Source organism: Brakhagea slesvicensis (genome assembly GCF_052161625.1).
In the GTDB taxonomy this organism is placed as follows: domain Bacteria; phylum Planctomycetota; class Planctomycetia; order Pirellulales; family Pirellulaceae; genus JBKCUI01.
The window spans coordinates 3,578,168-3,598,001 of sequence record NZ_CP197412.1 but is presented as its reverse complement, the minus strand read 5'-3'; the positions used below and the strand labels follow the sequence as shown (position 1 = coordinate 3,598,001).

Annotated in this window: 18 protein-coding genes; 8 read left to right on the top strand and 10 right to left on the bottom strand. The window is 55.5% G+C overall.

What is annotated here, in order from left to right; translation table 11 throughout:
- Nucleotides 1-94: 94 nt before the first annotated feature.
- The 3 genes from SH467x_RS13665 to SH467x_RS13655 form a co-directional block, all read right to left on the bottom strand.
- A complete protein-coding gene (locus tag SH467x_RS13665) occupies nucleotides 95-562 on the bottom strand; it encodes a tRNA (cytidine(34)-2'-O)-methyltransferase (RefSeq protein WP_482367663.1) in 468 nt (155 codons plus the stop codon).
- 13 nt (nucleotides 563-575) lie between these two features.
- Nucleotides 576-932 (bottom strand): YbaB/EbfC family nucleoid-associated protein, encoded by a 357-nt coding sequence (locus SH467x_RS13660; protein WP_482367662.1) that lies wholly within the window; start codon nucleotides 930-932, stop codon nucleotides 576-578.
- A 74-nt stretch (nucleotides 933-1,006) separates the two neighbouring features.
- Complete coding sequence (locus SH467x_RS13655) at nucleotides 1,007-2,368, bottom strand: Gfo/Idh/MocA family oxidoreductase (protein ID WP_482367661.1); 1,362 nt, start codon at nucleotides 2,366-2,368, stop codon at nucleotides 1,007-1,009.
- Nucleotides 2,369-2,570: 202 nt separating this feature from the next.
- On the opposite strand from SH467x_RS13655, the gene trmB reads away from it, so the two are divergent.
- Nucleotides 2,571-3,185: a tRNA (guanosine(46)-N7)-methyltransferase TrmB gene (gene trmB, locus SH467x_RS13650; RefSeq protein WP_482367660.1), complete on the top strand. Its 615-nt coding sequence runs from the start codon at nucleotides 2,571-2,573 to the stop codon at nucleotides 3,183-3,185.
- A gap of 41 nt (nucleotides 3,186-3,226) precedes the next feature.
- Here the strand turns inward: trmB and SH467x_RS13645 are convergent, their stop codons facing one another.
- The 6 genes from SH467x_RS13645 to SH467x_RS13620 all read right to left on the bottom strand — a co-directional run bounded on the left by SH467x_RS13645 (nucleotide 3,227) and on the right by SH467x_RS13620 (nucleotide 8,120).
- Nucleotides 3,227-3,601, bottom strand: coding sequence for a carboxypeptidase-like regulatory domain-containing protein (locus tag SH467x_RS13645; protein WP_482367659.1), 375 nt, complete (start codon nucleotides 3,599-3,601; stop codon nucleotides 3,227-3,229).
- An 80-nt stretch (nucleotides 3,602-3,681) separates the two neighbouring features.
- A complete protein-coding gene (locus SH467x_RS13640; RefSeq protein ID WP_482367658.1) occupies nucleotides 3,682-4,845 on the bottom strand; it encodes a DUF1559 family PulG-like putative transporter in 1,164 nt (387 codons plus the stop codon).
- Nucleotides 4,846-5,112: 267 nt separating this feature from the next.
- On the bottom strand, nucleotides 5,113-5,421 hold the full coding sequence (locus SH467x_RS13635) for a hypothetical protein (RefSeq protein WP_482367657.1): 309 nt from the start codon (nucleotides 5,419-5,421) through the stop codon (nucleotides 5,113-5,115).
- Nucleotides 5,412-5,981, bottom strand: a complete 570-nt coding sequence (locus SH467x_RS13630) for a methylated-DNA--[protein]-cysteine S-methyltransferase (protein ID WP_482367656.1) — start codon at nucleotides 5,979-5,981, stop codon at nucleotides 5,412-5,414. Before SH467x_RS13630 ends, SH467x_RS13635 begins: the two co-directional genes overlap by 10 nt.
- Before the next feature lie 11 nt (nucleotides 5,982-5,992).
- Nucleotides 5,993-6,934, bottom strand: a complete 942-nt coding sequence (locus SH467x_RS13625) for a hypothetical protein (RefSeq protein ID WP_482367655.1) — start codon at nucleotides 6,932-6,934, stop codon at nucleotides 5,993-5,995.
- Between the two features lie 145 nt (nucleotides 6,935-7,079).
- Entirely contained in the window at nucleotides 7,080-8,120 is a 1,041-nt protein-coding gene (locus tag SH467x_RS13620) for a hypothetical protein (RefSeq protein ID WP_482367654.1), read from the bottom strand.
- Between the two features lie 340 nt (nucleotides 8,121-8,460).
- On the opposite strand from SH467x_RS13620, the gene fae reads away from it, so the two are divergent.
- The 7 genes from fae to trpA all read left to right on the top strand — a co-directional run bounded on the left by fae (nucleotide 8,461) and on the right by trpA (nucleotide 17,913).
- Nucleotides 8,461-8,958, top strand: a complete 498-nt coding sequence (gene fae / locus SH467x_RS13615) for a formaldehyde-activating enzyme (RefSeq protein ID WP_482367653.1) — start codon at nucleotides 8,461-8,463, stop codon at nucleotides 8,956-8,958.
- A gap of 143 nt (nucleotides 8,959-9,101) precedes the next feature.
- On the top strand, nucleotides 9,102-9,530 hold the full coding sequence (locus tag SH467x_RS13610) for a hypothetical protein (protein ID WP_482367652.1): 429 nt from the start codon (nucleotides 9,102-9,104) through the stop codon (nucleotides 9,528-9,530).
- A 214-nt stretch (nucleotides 9,531-9,744) separates the two neighbouring features.
- Nucleotides 9,745-11,298, top strand: coding sequence for an efflux RND transporter periplasmic adaptor subunit (locus SH467x_RS13605; RefSeq protein WP_482367651.1), 1,554 nt, complete (start codon nucleotides 9,745-9,747; stop codon nucleotides 11,296-11,298).
- 3 nt (nucleotides 11,299-11,301) lie between these two features.
- A complete protein-coding gene (locus SH467x_RS13600) occupies nucleotides 11,302-14,427 on the top strand; it encodes an efflux RND transporter permease subunit (protein WP_482367650.1) in 3,126 nt (1,041 codons plus the stop codon).
- Nucleotides 14,428-14,506: 79 nt separating this feature from the next.
- Nucleotides 14,507-15,721: a cysteine desulfurase family protein gene (locus SH467x_RS13595; protein WP_482367649.1), complete on the top strand. Its 1,215-nt coding sequence runs from the start codon at nucleotides 14,507-14,509 to the stop codon at nucleotides 15,719-15,721.
- Nucleotides 15,722-15,801: 80 nt separating this feature from the next.
- Complete coding sequence (gene trpB / locus SH467x_RS13590; RefSeq protein ID WP_482367648.1) at nucleotides 15,802-17,043, top strand: tryptophan synthase subunit beta; 1,242 nt, start codon at nucleotides 15,802-15,804, stop codon at nucleotides 17,041-17,043.
- A gap of 75 nt (nucleotides 17,044-17,118) precedes the next feature.
- Nucleotides 17,119-17,913, top strand: coding sequence for a tryptophan synthase subunit alpha (gene trpA, locus SH467x_RS13585; RefSeq protein WP_482367647.1), 795 nt, complete (start codon nucleotides 17,119-17,121; stop codon nucleotides 17,911-17,913).
- Between the two features lie 263 nt (nucleotides 17,914-18,176).
- Here trpA and groL read toward each other — a convergent pair whose 3' ends face one another.
- The gene (groL, locus tag SH467x_RS13580) at nucleotides 18,177-19,808 is read right to left on the bottom strand and encodes a chaperonin GroEL (protein ID WP_482367646.1); all 1,632 of its coding nucleotides are present in this window, start codon (nucleotides 19,806-19,808) and stop codon (nucleotides 18,177-18,179) included.
- Nucleotides 19,809-19,834 lie beyond the last annotated feature (26 nt).

Sequence of the window (19,834 nt, the reverse complement as noted above, 5' to 3'; positions counted from 1 at the left end):
TGACACCAGGGAGAAACATCCCAAAGATCGCTCGTCGCGATGGCAGCCTAGGAGAATGGCGCAATCCAGCGAAGCGACGAAAGGCTCGCCCTCGCTAGGCGAGCGATATTTGCCTGTAGGCTTCGTATGCGGCAATGCCAACTGTCACCGAAAGATTGAGACTGCGAACAGGCCCTGGCATGGGCATGGACACGCATTGGCTAGCGAATTTCTCTCGAAGCGAAGCGGGGAGACCGCTCGATTCGCTGCCGAAGAGAAGCCAGTCGCCGGCCTGATACCTGGGAGCGGTGTAGGACTGGGTGGCGAACTTGGTAAAGACCCAAAGCCGATCGGATGGGATTTGAGGCAAAAGATGATCCCACGAATCGGCAGCCTCCCATTGAAGGTGTTGCCAATAGTCGAGACCTGCCCTCTGCAATTGCTTCTCGTCCATTCGGAAACCAGTCGGGCGAACGATCCACAGTTTGGCATTCAATGCCGTGCAGGTGCGGCCGATATTCCCCGTGTTCTGTGGAATCTCGGGCTGGTACAGAACGATGTTCAAGATCGGATCGGAGGACATGGACGTCGCGACGTTACCCTACGAAGTTCTTGAGGACATCGTTGAAACCTGGAAAAACTTCGACGCCACCGGTGACCTCTCGAATCGCTTGGATGTGCATTTCCTTAGCGGTCCGGTTGGCTTGATTGATGGCGTCTGCCAATCGCGTCTCCAATTCGAGCCTGGAGTCCGGCGTGAGCAACTCGGGGGCAACGCTAACCTGCGTCACGACCCCGAGTCCATTCATCTCGATGTTGATCGACCCTCGATCCGTGCTGCTGGAACCATAGATTCGGGCGGTTTCTAACTTCGCATGTAGCGCGCGAACTTGCGGGCCCAGTTGGGTCAAGTTCTTCATGGCGGATGCGAAGTTGGTCAAGTTCTTGAACATGGATCGTGCTCGTCTTTCAAGGGGAGTTCCTGCGGTATGGAGTTCCTGCAATAAGGAGTTCCAACCGCATGGCTTTACGCATCGGTGAACTTATATCGCCCCGGCATACGTACCTCGGGGGTGGGAGCATCCCCCCAATCGGTGACCTTGTCTGGTCCTAACTTTAGATCGCTCTTCATCGCATCATCCCACTTGATCACTTGCCCGGAATAGGCAGCTTCGCGGCCCATAATCGCCATGAGCGTGCTCTTGCACATGTAGTCGCCGTTGTTGATCGGTTCGTTGCGACGAATGGCGTTCATGAGGGCGACATGCTCGAGATAATACATGCTCGGCTTTTCCCCTTCGTACTTCCAGTTGACTTTGCCGGTGATCTTATTGGCCAAGACCTTTGCGGTTCCCTCGGTGCCGTAGACATAGTCTTCGGTTTCATTGAAGCATTCAGACATCTGACGCGTGGCCGCGTAGCAACGTGTTCCGTTTGCCCATTCGTAGACGATGGAAAAGTGATCGTAGATGTCGCCAAACTCCGGTGCTGTCCGGACTTGCCGACCACCCGTCCCATAGCACTTCACTGGCGGCTCGTCATTGTGCAACCACATAGCTTTATCGAGCGAGTGGATGAATTGCTCGACGATATGATCTCCGCTGAGCCAGCTGTAGTAGAGCCAGTTGAGGACCTGCCGGTGCATCGGTGTCCAATCAGGATTCGGAGTCCTCGACCAAAGTGTGGAGGTGAGATAGTTCTCTTGAATCGAAACGATCTCTCCGATCGCGCCATTTTGGATTTGTTCCATCGTGGCTTTCACACCCAAGTCGTATCGCCAACAGAGCCCCGACACGACACTGAGCCCCTTTTCTTTCGCTTTCTCGCATGCCGCCATAACACGACGCACGCCGACCGGATCGACCGCTACTGGCTTTTCACAAAAAACGTGCTTGCCCGCGTTGATCGCAGCTTCCATTTGCATCGGCCGGAAACCGGGAGGGGTCGCCAAGAGAATGACGTCGATGTCGGTTTCCAGAATCTTCTCGACAGCATTCCAACCCGAGAAACATTGATCATCTGGAACTTCGTACTGCGGGCCCAACGTTTTAGAAAGCTGCTTCTTCCCCTCTTCGAGTCGGTTGTAGAAGACTTCCGCGATCGCCGTGAGCCGGCAGCCAGGATCTGCGGACATCGCATCTTTGGCAGCGCCGTTCCCTCGACCTCCGCAGCCGACCAATCCGACTTTGATGATGTCGCTCCCAGCCGCATGAACCGATCGGTTCAGAAAAGAGGTGGCTACCCCAGCAGCTCCCATCGTCGCAGAGGTCTTCAGAAATTGGCGGCGACCCTCTGGGCTATCGGATTGCGATGCGGCATCTGCGACGGCCGGAATGGATGCCGGAATGGATAATGGCGCGTCGGATGCTGTGGAATGTTCTATCGACATAGTGATCGTTCCTAATAGCAAGGTACAAAGAGAAGGGCCGCTTGGGTGCTGCCCAAATCATGAACGGTGGGGATCGAAAGGAATGGGGAAACGGGATTCGGCTTTCGAATAGACCGAAAACGCTTATCCTGTGAGGAATTCTTTAACATCCTCGGGGGAATCCCCAACACAGGACGTACGGTTATAACCCATCAAAATTCCTATGCAACAAGACGAGCCAGCGATGCGAGGGCGATTCTATCGCTCCGAAGACGAACAAATCCTAAAAGATTGGCTGAACACCGACGCTCGTTTGGAGCTGGAAATCGGCTCAGGAAAGGGACTGTTCTTGATGAACCAGTCCCCCTTACATCCGGAAACACGCTACATCGGACTGGAACTAGCCGCGAAATATGCTTGGGAATGCCAAGCCAAAGTAGAAAAGACCGGATTAGCGAATCTTCGATTTTTCGCCTGCGACGCGGTCGCTGTGATCGATCAAGACGTCGCAGCGGATTCGATCCACGCTGTGCATGTCTACTTCCCCGATCCGTGGTGGAAAGCGAAACACAAAAAGCGGAGAGTGCTCAACGAAGACTCGCTTCGAAACATCGAGCGGATTCTCAAGCCCCATGGCGAGCTCCATTTCTGGACCGATGTACTCGATTATTACGAACTGACGCTGGAGTTGATCGATCAGGTCACGCGGTTGGAGGGCCCGCTCTTTGTGAGCGAGCCTGCCTCCACGCATGACATGGACTACCGAACGCACTTCGAGCGACGGACCCGCCGGAACGGATTGCCTGTATATCGATCGCGGTTTATCAAATCGGTTTGAGCGAATATCGCTCTCGCGATTATTCTCGAACGACTACCCGATCACTCTGCTTTGCAAACGATCTCCGCGCCAGCTTTGACCTCGACCATATGTTCCATCTTCGGCTCGGTGAATGGTGCGCTGATGGTCTTTGGCATCGCGGCCTTCGACTTCTTGGAAGGTGCGAAGTAGTAGACGTATTTGCCAGGTATGAGCTCTCCTTCAAAAGCTCCTTTCGCATCCGCTTCCATCTCCGTCACGTAACCATTCTCCGTCGGTTGAAGGATCACGAGAACATTACCAATCGGTGCACCGTCTCCGCCGATAACCTTCCCTTGCACCTTTTCAACAGTGCCAACGGATTGAATCGATGGGCCGCAACCGACCATCAAGCCGATGACGAAGATCAACAACAAGTTACCTTCTTTGATTCGCATTTTCGGTTCCTGAATAAGAATCGCCGGGCGAGGTTGAAGCCTCGCCCAGCGATCGAAGGGGTTTCCACGTATCGGTATGACTACTCTTGGCTGTTGATGACGTTTCCGTCCGATGCGCCGACAAGCCACTTGACGATGAGGGTGTCGGTGTTGTCCGAGGTGAACCGAACCGATCCGTCACCCATGACGATGTTCACGCCACCGGTATGGAATGCGAACGGCTCGTCATTAGGACCGCAGTTGTTCACAGACCATCGGCATTCAGCAGGCCCGCCAATCGGTTGCTTGTAATTGTTAATCTTGGCGATCCGGGTTCCGGTTGCGTTGCTCGGTCCCGAGAAACCATTCGAGCACGCATCGGGATCTGCCCAAGCGTGAACGCGACGATTTCCAACTGGGAACGGAGCGGCTTCGACCACCGCTCGCGAGGTTGGAGTGGGTGAACGTCGAGCCGATTGGGCGCCAAACGATCCGACAGCCGGGTGGGCTCGCGACGCATCCTCGACGCAGAGAATCGTGTTCGAAGTCCCGTCGGTCACACGACCGATTCCACCACCATCGCAATTCAACATCCCACTGACGACTTGCGCAGTCCAATCGGCAAGCGGCGTGGTGGGGGTACGCATGAGATAGGTTGGCGACGAAGGGCGAGCATCGACGTCCGACAACGCCACGAACATGTAATCGAATCCACCGAAGCTATGCACGGGATCCCGCGCATCGTTGGAGATAGGAGCGGATGGGCAAATGAAGGTCGGGATCTTCGCCTTGGCCGCTTGCTGGCCCGCGGGGAATGCGGTGTCGTCGTAGGAGTAACCCTTCGCATCGCGGTGCAGCTGAGCGGAACCGTTGGCAATGAGAATGCTGCCGCTCTGGGTGGCCGAATAAGTTGCAGACTGCCGTGGGTCGGCGTCATGATTGAAAAGTTGATAGACGTTGTTCTGCTCGATGTAAGGCAGGAGCAACGTGGCGGTGGAGTGGATCATGTAGGTCGTGGTATTCGATCCGGTCGAATCGCACTGACCACTGTGAGGTAACTTGCGAGCCGCCGACTCGAAGTTGTGGACAGCCAATCCAATTTGCTTCAAATTGTTGGAGCATTGCATGCGACGAGCGGCCTCTCGCGCAGCTTGCACGGCTGGGAGCAACAACCCAACCAAAATACCGATGATGGCAATCACGACCAAGAGCTCAACCAACGTGAACCCACGCGACTTTCGTTGAGCAAAGAAACTTCGTTTCATAACCTCTTACCAACCTCAAAGAAAAGACTCCGAACTGGCTGACCCAAGCCAATTACGAGGCTCATTTCGTCAGCGGTTGAGGAATTTACCCACGGTTGGTTTAGCCGCTATGGATAACGAGTCGAATTCACACAAGCTTCATCGTTTGCTAACGAATCCATCATCCTTAACCATTCCTTAACCATCGCTTCCGTGTTTTATACGATTTCGAAGCCACCGATCGCGCCATGGCGAATGGAACGGCTCGCGCATACGAGCGATACTGGCCTAGGGAGTCGATCGAAGAGCAATTGAACTGAGCCATGGAGACAAGCTCAATAGTCCAAAGCCGATGAGCAAGATCGGTCGAGTGGCGGACCAAAGGGATACCGGAATAAACATCATCCCGCCCGCCAGTCCCACCAAACTCAGCAACAACATCTCGTACCGACAAGGCCTGCGCCAAAGGGAGTACCAAAAAAGAAGCACCCAAAAAGAAAGGACGACTCCCGAAAAGCCCACCGCTAAATATCCCGATACCAGCAATAGGGCCGCGAGAATCCAAAACCGAGTCGGCGAGTCTGCGTTTATCGGCACTCCATTACCTCAGCTTGGATGGACACCGCACGAACTTCCTTCCATACCCCGACACCTTGAGGCGACTCTCGCTGCAACAAATATCTCTTGCGATCCAGCCCTCCTGCATAGCCGGTCAACGTTCGGTCCTTGCCCAGCACTCGATGACAAGGAGCAACAATGGAAAGCGGATTCTTTCCAATCGCTCCCCCTACTGCACGGACCGCACGAACCGCTCCGATCTGCTCGGCAATGGTTTGGTAGGAACAGGTTTCCCCGTATGGAATTGTGAGAAGCTCCTCCCAAACACGCTTTTGAAACTCGGTACCCACAAAGCGGATGGGGAAATCGAACTCAGTTCGTGAACCCTCGAAATACTCGAACAACTGCTCGATAACTCTTCGGTGCAGCGAGTGGCTAAGATCACAATCGGTGCGGGAAGCTGCGGTGCGGGAAGCTGCGTTGCGGACATTCGCCGGGCAATCGCGTTGGTCGCGAAAATGGATACCGACAACTTCGTTCGACTCGCAAGTAATCGCGATCATGCCGATCGGGCTTTCCATCCATTCGGTGCTATGCATAGCAATCGATCCTACCATTCGGATTTAAAGGGTTCCGTCATGAAGATAACAGCAACCAGGACAGCGATACAAGTCACTGCAGCCAATGCGACCCGAAACCAGACCCGGCCATAGCGACCATAGACAAAGTCAAGAAACGCGACCAATGTTGGCAAGAACAAGACAACACCGGTGAGCCCAATTGGGAGGGGGCGAGATCGAAAATACCCAGTTAACAGGAGACTCGCCGACGCGCTAATGACGATGGGATAAAGTACAACAGCCAATGGCCAAACTCCGAACAGTCGGGATTTTGCTGAATAGAAAAAGGAGACACAGGTGGCACCCAGCGTAATACCAATACCCGTTAGGACCCATTCTCCGAGACTGGCGTAGGATTGCACTGCGATCGCTGCCACACAACCGAGTTGGGCCAACAGGATCAAGGAACTCCAGCGCGAGGCCCCAGTCGCAACCATGGAATGGAGCGAAGCGATATTCAGAATGCTGGCGGCCGACCCGATCAAGATCGCATGGAACATCGGGATCAACCAATTCGGCCATGTATCGGGTTCGAAGATGGCCAGATAATGAGTGCCTATCGAAAGGAGACAGAGAGCTGGCCAAGCCAAAGCGGCTTGCTCCCGCTCACTGATGGAAAAAACACGAAGCAATCCAAGCCCCAAAACAGCACCCGGGATGCCCCATATCATCCACTGCCATCGGTAGTTGGCAGTCCAAGACGTCCAAGCCGCCGGATCCCACAAAAGATCTCGCTGCCAAAAATCTGACACCAACAGAGAGCCGCCGATGAGGAGGCAGCCGAGCAAGGTTTTCCACCGCGCATGGGGATAGCTGGCGTCTTCATTCCCGCCGGATTCGCTCTTCGATGAAAGTAAAAGCCAGCAACCGAGGATGGATGCTAGCCCCGGGAGGAGGATCCTCTGCAAAAGGATCTGCTGTTCAAAGGACATCGCTAAAACCTCAAAATCGGATCGCGAACGACCCACGCTCACGGAGATGCAACTCAAAGGGTAAATGCAACAAGGCCGCTGCGAAACAGCGGCCTTGTATTGTACACGACTCGTTCAAGTCACCGATTGGACGGTGCGACGAATATCAGTTGCCTGGTTGGCGAGACAATTGCTCTCCGATCGATTCCGCTTCGGTGCCAGTCTGAGGGGCTGCGTTGTCATACCCCTCCGACGCTTCCGCTTGTTGATTGGCATAACCCACCAATCGGATTGCGTTCTCGACTTCAAATCGCGAGAAGAACAATTGTGTTCCCGTGTATTGTGAAATCACCCGAGGCTTGTTCACCAACTCTTGCCAAGTCAGTCCATTGGCGACGTGCCAAGCGGCCGCTTGGGCAACGTTCTGGCTGACTTTGCGATTCGCCAACGCTTTGCAAAGCTCGTTCACGACAGGCGAATCATTCACGTCGCTCAAGCGAACGATTTGGTATTTCATGCGAGGATTGGGGTCATGCTTTCCGTGCTCCAAACAAACCGTTGGAACCACCACCTTGCGAATTTTGTCCGGCTCAACGCGGAACATGCCTCCCATGCCACCACCCATCCCCATGCCTCCCATGCCACCACCCATGCCTCCCATGCCGCCCATACCTCCCATGCCACCACCCATGCCGCCAAAGCCACCCCCCATGCCTTGACCCATGCCACCTCCCATGCCTCCCATACCGCCGCCCATGCCGCCCATTCCACCCATGCCGCCACCCATACCGCCCATTCCCATTCCACCCATCCCCATCCCCATGCCTTGCGCCAGCACCGGGACAGCACCAAATGTTTCCGGCAGAATGATATCCAGAGGCTCACCCGTCTTGTTCTTGAAAATAACGCTCGCCTCCGTCGCGTCCTTTCCGATGTAATCGACTGTCAACAAGCCATCTTTCATCGCTTGAAACATCTCGACGGAACGAGCGGGCTGCTCGTCCTTTTTCTTCGACTTTCCCTTTGAACTCGCCAAAGCCGATCCCTTAGCTCCCCCCGCAGCGGTCGCTTCCATACCATCTTTCGCGGAGGATTGGGTCTGCGCGTTCGATGGTGGAGCCTCTCCCCAAGCCAACGCACTTACCGACGGAACCGACGCTGAGAAAAGGAAGGAAAGACAAACAAGTTTCGAAAGGGTCCGCTTCATGGTCATACCTGACGTAATGGATTAGGAGGTGATGGACGAAGTTGTGAGCAAGCCGCGGTCTGTGATAACCGGTTATTTTTAGGAAACAGGCAAGCGGCGTGCCGAAAGGGCGATCGCCCGCGCGCTTCCTCTAAAGTTACACTCAGAATCGCTAAATTCCACTGTTTTCGCCATGGAATGAACCGGACGCCCTTCGATTTCTTAGGAAAAACCGGCAGAGACGGAGGGGCGATAACCCGGGGCTGATTGCAGAAATGTTGCAGTTTGCTACCTTCTCGTGTTCAGTATCGCGGCGTGTCGCGAAATTCTTTCCATCCAAACCACCCCTGGGGATTTATCCATGTCCATGTACGTCGGCGAAGCACTGGTAGGCGAAGGCAATGAAATTGCACACATCGACCTCATGATCGGCAGCAAAGAAGGCCCTGTGGGCGTCGCTTTCGCCAACGCGCTCGCAAACCAAAGCAATGGCCACACCAACCTGCTCGCTGTTCTCACCCCCAACGTCGCCGTCAAGCCAAGCACCGTGATGATCACCAAAGTGACCATCAAGGGAATGAAGCAAGCGGTTCAAATGTTCGGACCGGCCCAATACGCCGTCGCGAAAGCCGTCGCGGATAGCGTCGCCGCTGGCGCGATCCCCAAAGATCAAGCCGAAAACCTCGTCATCGTCTGCGGTGTATTCATCCACCCAGCCGCTAGCGACGACAAAAAGATCTACGAATACAACTACCAAGCGACCAAGGATGCCATCTCCAACGCGATGAAAGGCCTCCCAACCGTCCAGCAAATGATCGACCAAAAGGACTCCGCTTCCCACCCGTTCAAAGGGTTCTAGCCCCCTCCCATCGATCCCTACGGTCGATGGTCTTGCAAGGGTCAACCTCCATCCAAGAGCCAAGGCAAATGCCTTGGCTCTTCTTTTTTAAGTGACTTCCAGACTCCTGCGAGCTATATTGCACTGCAGAGGTTTCGCCATCTATGTCGTATCTGGTTTCCCGCGTTCGATCACTCGCTCTCTTTTTCTGCGCGATCGTTCTGTCCGGATTGCCCCTCCCCATGCTCGATGCCCACCCGACGAACTCGTCGGAGGTTTCGAAACACCCCGCTCTCCTAGCGCATCTCCAAAACACCCCGGCGTCCGAACACCAAGGTGTCGAGGATTCCGAAGTCCATGTTCACTGGATCTCGATTCTCCTCGCTTCCAATGCGAACGCCGAAGCGGTCCCATTCGAACCGTCCGTCGCACTCGCGGGGACTTCGATCGCAGGCTCCGACGCCGAACCACTCTGCGTTGTGCAACAATGGGCTGACTTCCAATGGATCCCCATCCCGGATTCCAGCGTTGCTAGCCCCCTGATCGCTCCTTCGCTGGCCAACGGGAATCGCACCACGCGACTCCTTCTTTGATCCCAAGCCTCTGCCCACGCGCCATTCTGCGCGTGTGATCCGCCCTCGGGGCAAAACCTCCCACCGATCTCGCCGCCCGACTCCCGTGCGGTGATCTCCGCGGAACGCACCCCCGATCGCTTGCCATCTCTCTGGATCGCTGCTGGCTCCACCCGATCCCACACTCCACATTGAATTCCCCCTCCAATCCCGCCAACACGGGAACCTTCCTATCATGACTTCCCATCCACCATCCGAATCGGTTCCGAAACGACGCACCGCGATTGGTCTCGCGTGGCAACCCGCCGCTCTCCTGCTTCTAGCTGGAGGGATCCTCGGGGCGGCCTCCTACTACGCCTTTCTTCGCATCCGCTCCACCGCATCACCGGATACCCAACAAACTTCCTCAAAACAAAAAGATGCACCCGCGAGCACAACGGGATCGCAGAATGCAACAGGGGATAGCCAGCCAATAGTTCTTGTTCCTGCATCGCAATGGACAAAACTGGGACTCGCAAAGTCACCCGCTGTCAAAAAGCCATTTCAAAAATCGGTGCAACTTACGGGCAAGGTTTCTCTCAATGAGGATCGGATCGCTCATATCTATCCGATGGTCGAAGGGGCTGTGGAAGATGTCTACGTGGGACTTGGCCAGAAAGTGAAAGCAAACGAGTTGCTCGTCATGATCCACAGCCGCGAAATCGGCTTGGCCAAACTCGAGCTCTACCAAGCTCGATTGCAATGGGAAATGGCGAAAGTGAAAGAGAATCTGCAACGAGAGATCTCTCAAAACACCAAGGAGCTTTTGACATCGCTACGGGACAGAAAACCGATCCAAGACATCGAATCCCTGTTTCGAAGTCGCGGGATGGGGGACTATCGGGAAAGATTGCTCCTGGCCTATTCCAGCTTTCTCAAGTCTCAGTCGGATGTCCAGCGTTTGGAAGGGGTTTCCGATTCAGGCGCGATCTCGGCCAAACAACTTGTCGCCGCCCAGTCGAGTCGCAACGCAGATTTGGCAACGTTTCAAAGCCGGATCGAGCAAGTCGAATTCGAACTAAAGACCTCGCTCCTCTTGGCGTCGCAAGCTGCCATGGAAGCTGGGACGCGCGTCTCGGTCGCTACCACCAATCTCCGCATCCTGGGTTGCGACGAGAAAGATATTGTTTCAATCGATCCCGAGCGCCAGGGACAAGCCATCTCGGACTACCCCATTCGCGCTCCTTTCGACGGAACTGTCATCTCCAAAGATGCAGCTCTGAAAGAACAAGTTCGACCGAGTTCCCAAATCTTGAGCATCGCTGACCTGAGCAATGTTTGGATTGCCGCCGATGTGTACGAACAGAACGTTCCCCTCCTCAATTCGCTCGCGGGCCAAACTCTCACCGTTCGCAATGAAGCGTGGCCCGATCGGACCTTTGAAGCCAAAATCTTCTACACCGGGGACATCATGGACGATGCCACAAGAACCATTTCCATGCGAGCGATCGCCGACAACCCCGAGCAGCTTCTCAAACCGGGAATGTTCGTGCAGATCGAACTGCCAGGCCTTATCGAAGAGTCGGTTTTGCAAGTCCCCAAGTCCGCGGTGCTGGAACACGAGGGAAAGCAGTTCGTCTTCGTTCAAACGAAGGATGACGCATTCATGCGCCGCGATGTATCGGTCGGAGAAGCCGGCAAAGAGGAGATCATCGTCCTCGAGGGCCTCCAAGAAGGAGAGGAAGTCGTCACCTCCGGGGGCTTCGTCCTCAAATCAAAACTTCTCTCCGACTTGATGGGAGAGGAATAAGCCATGGTCAACCACCTTATTGATTGGGCTCTGAACAATCGATTCATTGTGATGCTCCTCTCGGTTGTCGTCCTCGGCATGGGGGGACTCGCCATCTCGACCATCCCGTTGGATGCCGTCCCCGATTTGACGAATGTTCAAGTTCAAATCCTTACCAATTCACCCGCCTTGGGGCCTGTCGAAGTCGAGCAGTTCATCACCTTTCCGGTCGAGAACGCAATGAGCGGCGTACCTCGCGTCGAAGAGATTCGGTCGATTAGCCGATTCGGTCTCAGCGCTGTGACCGTCGCTTTCGAAGAAGGGACCGATATTTACTGGGCACGCAACTTGGTGAACGAGCGACTGCTGAAGGCGCGCGAGAACATTCCGCCCGGGATGGGCACCCCCGAACTCGGGCCCATCGCGACAGGGATGAGTGAAATCTATCAATTCGAAGTTCGAAATGCGGAGGGAGGTACGCACTCTCTCAGTGAGCTTCGAACCATTTTGGATTGGCAAATCGCATTCCAGCTTCGAAGTGTTCCCGGTGTGATCGAAGTCAATACCTTTGGAGGTGAATTGAAAACCTACGAGGTGCAAGTCGATCCGGATAAGCTTCAAAACTATGGCATCTCCCTCGGTGATGTTTTCAAAGCTCTCGAAGCTAACAACGGCAACGCAGGGGGAGGCTACATCAATCACGGTGCCGAACAACGTCTCATCCGGGGCGAAGGCTTGGTCGGATCCCTGGAAGATATCCGTTCCATCGTCCTGGACAGCCGTCGAGGGACTCCGATTCGCATTCAAGACATCGGTGAAGTCCGCTTTGCTCCAATGCTTCGTCAAGGTGCCGTAACGCGCGATGGGAATCGAGAAGCGGTGATCGGCATGGTGATGATGATCATGGGAGGGAACTCGCGCCAAGTCGTAGAAGAGGTGAAGCACAAGATTGACGAGATCAGCAAAACCCTTCCGAAGGGTGTCGCGATCGAAACGTTCTACGATCGAACCGAGCTTGTCGAAAAAACCATCCATACCGTCGGCGAGAACATCGGCCTTGGCGTCGCCTTGGTCATACTCATGCTCTTTCTGCTCCTGGGGGATGTCCGGGCAGGACTCATCGTTGCAGCCGCAATTCCCTTGTCCGCCATGAGCGCCTTGATCGCCATGAAATACGCGGGTGTGTCGGCAAACTTGATGAGCCTCGGCGCCGTCGACTTCGGTGTGATCGTCGACGGTGCGGTGGTCATGATCGAAAACTGCGTTCGCCGCGCATCGCAGTATCAGAAAAACAAACCCGGCCAAAGCGTGCCGCTGGAGGTGTTTCGCCAGTCGGCAAAGGAGGTCGGCAAGCCGATTCTTTTTGCCGGCATCATCGTGGTGATTGTCTTCATCCCCATTCTTAGCCTGCAAGGAATGGAAGGAAAGATGTTTCGCCCGATGGCGTTCGTATTCATGTCCGCCCTTTCCTCCGCGCTGGTGATGGCGGTGACGGTCATGCCCGTGATGGCTTCGCTGTTCCTAGCGAGGAGAATTCAAGAACGCGAAACGCTTCTTGTTCGATGGCTGAAATCCGCCTACCGTCCGATGCTGGCGTTCGCCATGCGAACCCCCCGTTTGATGCTGGGCTCCTCCGTCTGCCTCTTCGCGGTCAGCGTTCTGCTGGCGACTCGATTCGGCGTGGAGTTCGTACCGAAACTCGACGAAGGGGACATCGCAATCCAAGCTACGCGACTTCCAAGCGTCTCTCTGGAGACATCCGTAGAAATGACCAAAGCGATGGAGCGATGCCTATTGAAGTTCGAGGAAGTCGAAAGCGTGGTTTCCAAAACGGGCCGCCCCGAAATCGCCAATGACCCGATGGGGGTGTACCAAACCGATGTGATCGTCCGGCTTCATCCGCCCGATCACTGGAAGCGTTCGATCACCAAGCCAGAGTTGATCGAGGAAATGCAAATTGCCCTCCAAGAAGACGTACCGGGTAACTCGTTTAGCTTCACGCAACCGATTGAACTACGCGTCCAAGAACTGGTCGCGGGGGTTCGCTCTGATATCGGTCTGAGCTTGTACGGGGACGATCTCGACGAACTCAAACGGAAAGGGGACGAGATCGCGCAAGCCCTCAATCAGGTCCCAGGTGCAGCGGATGTTCAAGCGCAGCAGATCGCAGGTCTTCCCTATCTCCGAGTCATCCTCAATCGAGCAAATTTGGCTCGCTACGGAATCAACTCCAGCGAAGTACTGGATGCAATCTCCTCGGTCGGAGGTGTCGTGGTCGGTCAAGTCTTCGAGGGACAACGCCGATTCCCATTGCAGGTGCGGCTCAAACCGGAGTGGCGAAACGAGTCAGAAAAGATTTCGCAACTCAAGATCATGGATGGCGAAGGAAGGCAGATCCCGATTTCCCAGCTGGCAAAAATCGTAATCGAAGAAGGTCCCGTCGAGATCAGTCGCGATGCGATTCGAAGACGAATACTGGTGCAGTGCAACGTCCGCGGTCGAGACTTGGCCGGATTCGTCGCCGAAGCGCAATCCGTCGTAGAAAAAGCAGTGAGGCTTCCTGCGGGGTACACGCTCCGGTGGGGTGGGCAATTCGAAAACTTGCAAGCGGCCACGCAACGTCTTTCCATTGCGGTTCCTGTCGCACTGATTCTGATTTTTGCATTGCTCTATATGACTTTCCATTCGGTCAAGCTCGCATTGTTGATCTATTTGAATGTGCCCATTGCGGCGACCGGTGGCATTCTGCTTCTTTGGCTTCGCGATATGCCCTTTTCGATATCCGCGGGAGTCGGGTTCATCGCCTTGTTCGGAATCGCGGTCATGAATGGAGTGGTTCTCATCGAACACGTTCGGCACCTGCGACATGCGGGTGAGAGCCAATTCGACGCGGTCGTCGATGGGGCGATGGATCGTTTGCGGCCGGTGTTGATGACGGCGTCCTGCGGCGCATTGGGCTTCATTCCGATGGCGATCTCCGCCAGCTCCGGTGCGGAGGTGCAACGACCGTTGGCAACCGTAGTGATCGGAGGATTGGTGACTTGTACGGCCCTAACATTGCTCGTGTTGCCGACCATTTACCGCTGGTTTGAACCAGCAGAGTTGCCGGCAGAACTTCCGACCGAGCTGCCGAGCGAATCGACGCATTAAGTAACGGGTGGGCACGGCGAGCGCGATCCGATGGGACGCGCCGCTTATCCTCCCTCCCAAACCTCACTAGAATGGGGCCATGAATGTCATTTATTTAGATAACCATGCCACCACGCGTGTCGATCCACGCGTGGTGGAAGCCATGCTCCCCTGGTTTGAGTCGATGTATGCAAATCCTGGGAGCTCGACGCATGAACCAGGGAGGCGAGCCAAAGAGGCCATCGACGAAGCTCTGATCGGGATCGCCGGTTTCTTCGGTGCGCAAGCCGACGAGTTGGTCGTGACCAGCGGTGCGACCGAAAGCAACAATCTCGCAGTTTTCGGCACCTGCCTCCATCCGAGACAGAAACGTCGGAAAGTCGTATCGGTCGTGTCAGAGCATCAAGCCATGCTAGGGCCTCTTCAAAAACTGGAGAAGCTCGGATTCGAGGTCCACCTCCTACCGGTTCAGTCGCAGAACGACTCGATGCCAGGCCAAATCGATTTGACGAGAATCGCGGAGGCAATCGATGCCGATACGGCGTTGGTAAGCGTGATGCTGGCCAACAACGAAATCGGCGTTTTGCAACCGATCCGCGAAATCGCCGCTCTTTGCGCTCAACACGAAGTCCCTCTTCACACCGATGCGACGCAAGGTGTAGGGCGTATTCCAGTCGACTTGAACGCGCTCGGCGTCGATTTGTTGAGTTATTCGGCGCACAAAGTTTACGGTCCCAAAGGGGTTGGCGGTCTGCTGGTTCGCGGCGTCAACGCCCCGATGAGGCTCGCTCCTCAGATCGTTGGCGGTGGACAGCAGTCCAATTTGCGGTCAGGCACGTTGGCGAGCTCGTCCATCATCGGAATGGCGTCAGCGCTTCACATTGCCAAACAGAGCGCAGCGTCCGAGGCGATCGACCATTGGAAATGGCGCGATCAACTTTGGCAGCTGCTAACCAACGAGATCGAAGGATTGTCCCTGAACGGTCCGAGTTGGGAGAGCGAACCTAGTCTGGAGGAAATCGGTCGATTGTCACAGGAGCATCGATTGCCAGGGAACTTGAACGTTTGCTTTCCCAAGGTCGATGGCCAGTCCTTGATGCTGGAAGCCAGGGGAGTCGCCGTGAGCAGCGGGAGCGCTTGCACATCGGCACATCCCGAGCCAAGTCATGTTTTGCGCGCGATCGGCAGAACGGATGACCAAGCCCGAGCGAGCCTTCGGTTCGGCATCGGGCGGTTCAATTCCCAATCCGATATCGAACAGGCAGCCGAACAATTGATTCATGCATACCGAAAACTGGCGGCATTTGTCGCTTGACCCTCCTCCCCCCTCGATCGACAATGCCAGGGCAGAGTCCCTCACGATCCTAATTTTTCCCTCCAACCTCCCTATCTCGCATGAGCGCAGCGCCGTCGGCTACCCCGCAATCCTCCCCCGAGGTTGCTTCGAAACAAGTCCCCGATTTGTCGGGTCGCTTTGGCGATTTTGGGGGACGTTTCGTGCCGGAAACATTGACTCGCGCGTTGGAAGAACTGACCGTGGAGTACGATCGTGCGAAGAAGGATCCCGACTTCCAAGCGGAGTTGAACGAGCTGCTCCACACCTTCGTCGGTCGCCCATCCCCTCTTTACCATGCCAAGCGATTGAGCCAGCAGATGGGCGGGGCGCAGATCTGGCTCAAGCGTGAGGATTTGAACCACACCGGCGCGCACAAGATCAACAACACGCTCGGCCAAGCCTTGCTGACCCTTCGCATGAAGAAGACGCGAGTGATCGCGGAGACGGGAGCTGGCCAACACGGAGTTGCATCCGCGACCGCATGCGCTCACTTTGGATTGCCCTGCGTGGTCTACATGGGCGCGGAAGATGTGCGTCGCCAAAAACCAAATGTGTTCAGTATGCGATTGATGGGAGCAGAGGTTCGACCGGTCGAAAGCGGATCGAAAACATTGCGAGACGCCGTCAACGAAGCGATGCGCGATTGGATGTCGTCCGTCGAACACACCCATTACATCATCGGTTCGGTGATCGGGCCGCATCCCTTCCCCATGATGGTCCGAGACTTTCAAAGCGTGATCGGACGAGAGTGCCGAGAGCAATGCTTGACCTCGATCGGCCGATTGCCCGACACCATCGTGGCTTGCGTGGGTGGAGGCAGCAATGCGGCGGGGATGTTTTACCCCTTCGTCGAAGACCGATCGGTTCGAATGATCGGTGTCGAAGCGGGTGGCCGCGGCCCCACCGCTGGGGAACATGCGTCCCCATTAACTTTCGGCAGTCCGGGAGTTTTGCATGGCTCCTACAGTTATGTGATGCAGGACGATGATGGGCAGACCAGCGATGTTCACTCGATCTCCGCTGGCTTGGACTACCCAGGAGTAGGGCCTGAGCATAGCTACTGGAAAGATACGCATCGCGTGGAGTACACCTCCTGTCGCGACGACGAGGCCCTCGGGGCCTTTGATTATCTGGCGAGAAACGAAGGGATCCTCTGCGCATTGGAAACCTGCCACGCGGTTGCCAAGGCGGTCGAGATTGCCAAGGGAATGAGCCCCGATCAGCATTTGGTCATCTGCTTGTCCGGGCGCGGGGATAAAGACGCCGCCGAGTTGGCTCGACTTCGCGGCCAACAGTGGTAAGCTGTCGCGTTCGACGCTCCCACTCCCCCCACCTTCGAATCCCCATACCTGCATTGTCTGGAAAGCCGATTTGCTATGACCGCTATCGATGACCTGTTTGCCAAGCTCCGCCGCGAGGGACGCAAGGCATTCATGCCGTTTGTCACAGCCGGGGATCCCAATATGGATTTCACCTGCAAGGTCGTTTCGTTGCTCGATCGGCTGGGATGCTCGATGGCGGAAATCGGCATTCCCTACAGCGACCCCATCGCCGATGGGCCGGTTATTCAAGGCTCCTACACGCGGGCTTTGAACAAGAAACTCAAGCTGCAACAGATATTCGACGGGATCGCAGGGGTTGCACCCGACGTGTCGCTCCCGTTGGTATCGATGGTGAGCTACGCCATCATTCACCGAATCGGCCCGGAGAAGTACATTGATCAAGCGAAGAGGGCGGGCTTCGCAGGAGCAATCGTTCCCGACTTGCTCGTGGAAGAGAGCGATGCCCTCTCCCGTCTCTGCAGACAAAAGGATTTCAATCTCATTCAGTTGGTGACTCCGACGACACCGCGTGAACGAGCACTGAAGATTGCGGAGCAATCGACAGGCTTCCTCTACTTCGTCAGTGTCACCGGTATAACTGGGGAACGGAGCGAATTACCCACCGATCTTGTCGATCGCGTCGCATGGCTCCGCGAACGAACACCGCTCCCTATTTGTATCGGCTTTGGAATTTCCAAGCCCGAGCATGTGAAACTGTTGGCACCTGTCAGCGACGGCGTGATCGTTGGGTCTGCCATTGTGCGAATGATGGAAAACGCGGCTGAGGATGAAGCAGGCGCGTTGGCGAAGATCGAAACCCTCGTGAACTCTCTCACCGCCGCTCTTTAAACGCTTCAAGACACCATCTTCTTCGTCTGGTGTCCCACTGGAACGGATCGCAAAACCGAAGGCATCTTCGTATCTAGTCATCGGCTTTAGATGTTTGTAGTAACCGGCCAGGGATAGCCATCGACACCGCAAGATCCGCTCGAGTCGATTCGACATCTCCAGCATGCATGACAAAAGGCCCTCTCGTTGGAGAGGGCCTTGATGCCGTTTTCAGCAGGAATGAGACCGGTAATCGAGATCGACTCGCGGTGCATCCTTACCTCTTAGTACATGTCGTAGTCGCCGCCGTGGCCGCCGCCACCCTTCTTGCCGTGATCATCCTTGGGCTTCTCGGCGATCAAAGCATCGCTGGTGAGAAGGAGGGTCGATACCGAGGCCGCGTTGGCCAGAGCGGTTCGCGTAACCTTGGTCGGGTCGATGACGCCAGCCTTCACCATGTCTTCGTAAACGTTGGTGAGTGCATTGTAACCGTTGTTACCCTTTGCTTCCGCAACCTTCGAGCAAACGATCCCGCCATCTTGGCCAGCATTCGCTGCAATCATCGTCAACGGAGCTCGGCAAGCACGGAGAACAATGTTGTAGCCGGTGATCTCGTCTTGGCTCAACGATTCCGCTGGTTGCACTTGGGTCGAAGCTCGCAAGAGAGCGACACCACCGCCGGGGAGGATGCCTTCTTCGATCGCAGCTCGGGTCGCATGCAACGCGTCTTCAACACGTGCCTTCTTTTCCTTCATTTCACTTTCGGTCGCTGCACCGACGTTCACCTTGGCAACGCCACCGGCGAGTTTCGCCAATCGCTCTTCGAGCTTCTCGCGATCGTAATCGCTGGTGGTGTTCTCGATTTCGCGTCGGATCTGATCGATACGAGCCTTGATGTCGCTCGCTTTGCCAGCTCCCTCGATGATGGTGGTATTGTCCTTGTCGACAATCACCTTCTTCGCACGACCCAGGTCGGCGAGGGTGAGAGAATCCAGCTTCTTGCCGAGCGCCTCGAAGACAGGAGTGGCATTGGTCAAGATACCGATATCTTCCATCATCGCCTTGCGACGATCCCCGTAGCCAGGAGCCTTCACAGCAACGACATTGAGGGTCCCGCGGAGACGGTTGATGACCAACGTTGCCAACGCTTCCCCTTCGACTTCCTCGGCGATGATCAACAAAGGCTTTCCTTGCTGAACCACTTGCTCGAGGACAGGAACCAAATCCTTGATGTTGGAGATCTTCTTCTCATAGACCAAGATATAAGGGTCTTCGAGGACGGCTTCCATCGTTCCTGGATCGGTAACGAAATAAGGGGAGAGGTAGCCGCGATCGAATTGCATCCCTTCGACGAATTCGAGTTCATCGTGAAGGCTCTTTCCTTCGTCGACGGTAACAACTCCGTCCTTGCCTACTCGCTCCATCGCATCGGCCAAAAGGTTGCCGATCGCTCGGTCGTTGTTGGCAGCGATCGTCGCAACGTTCGCCATCTCGCCTTTGTCTTTGATCTTGATCGACATCTTGCGGAGCTTCTCCGCAATGTCGGAAACGGCAGCTTCGATACCCGATTTCATTTGGATCGGGTTGACGCCAGCGACCACAGCCTTGAGGCCTTCATTGAAAATGGCTTCCGCCATGACCGTTGCGGTGGTGGTACCGTCACCGGCGACGTCGCTCGTCTTCGAAGCCACTTCACGCACCATTCGTGCGCCCATGTTTTCGTAAACGTCTTCCAAGTCGATTTCCTTGGCGACTGTCACACCATCTTTGGTCACGGTGGGGCTGCCAAAGCTCTTCTGCAAAATCACGTTGCGGCCGCGTGGCCCGAGGGTGACCTTGACCGCGCGAGCGAGTTTGCTGACCCCGCGGCGGATTGCTTCCCGTGCTTCCTGATCAAAAGCGATAATCTTTGCCATCGAAAAATACTCCGTATGTAACTATT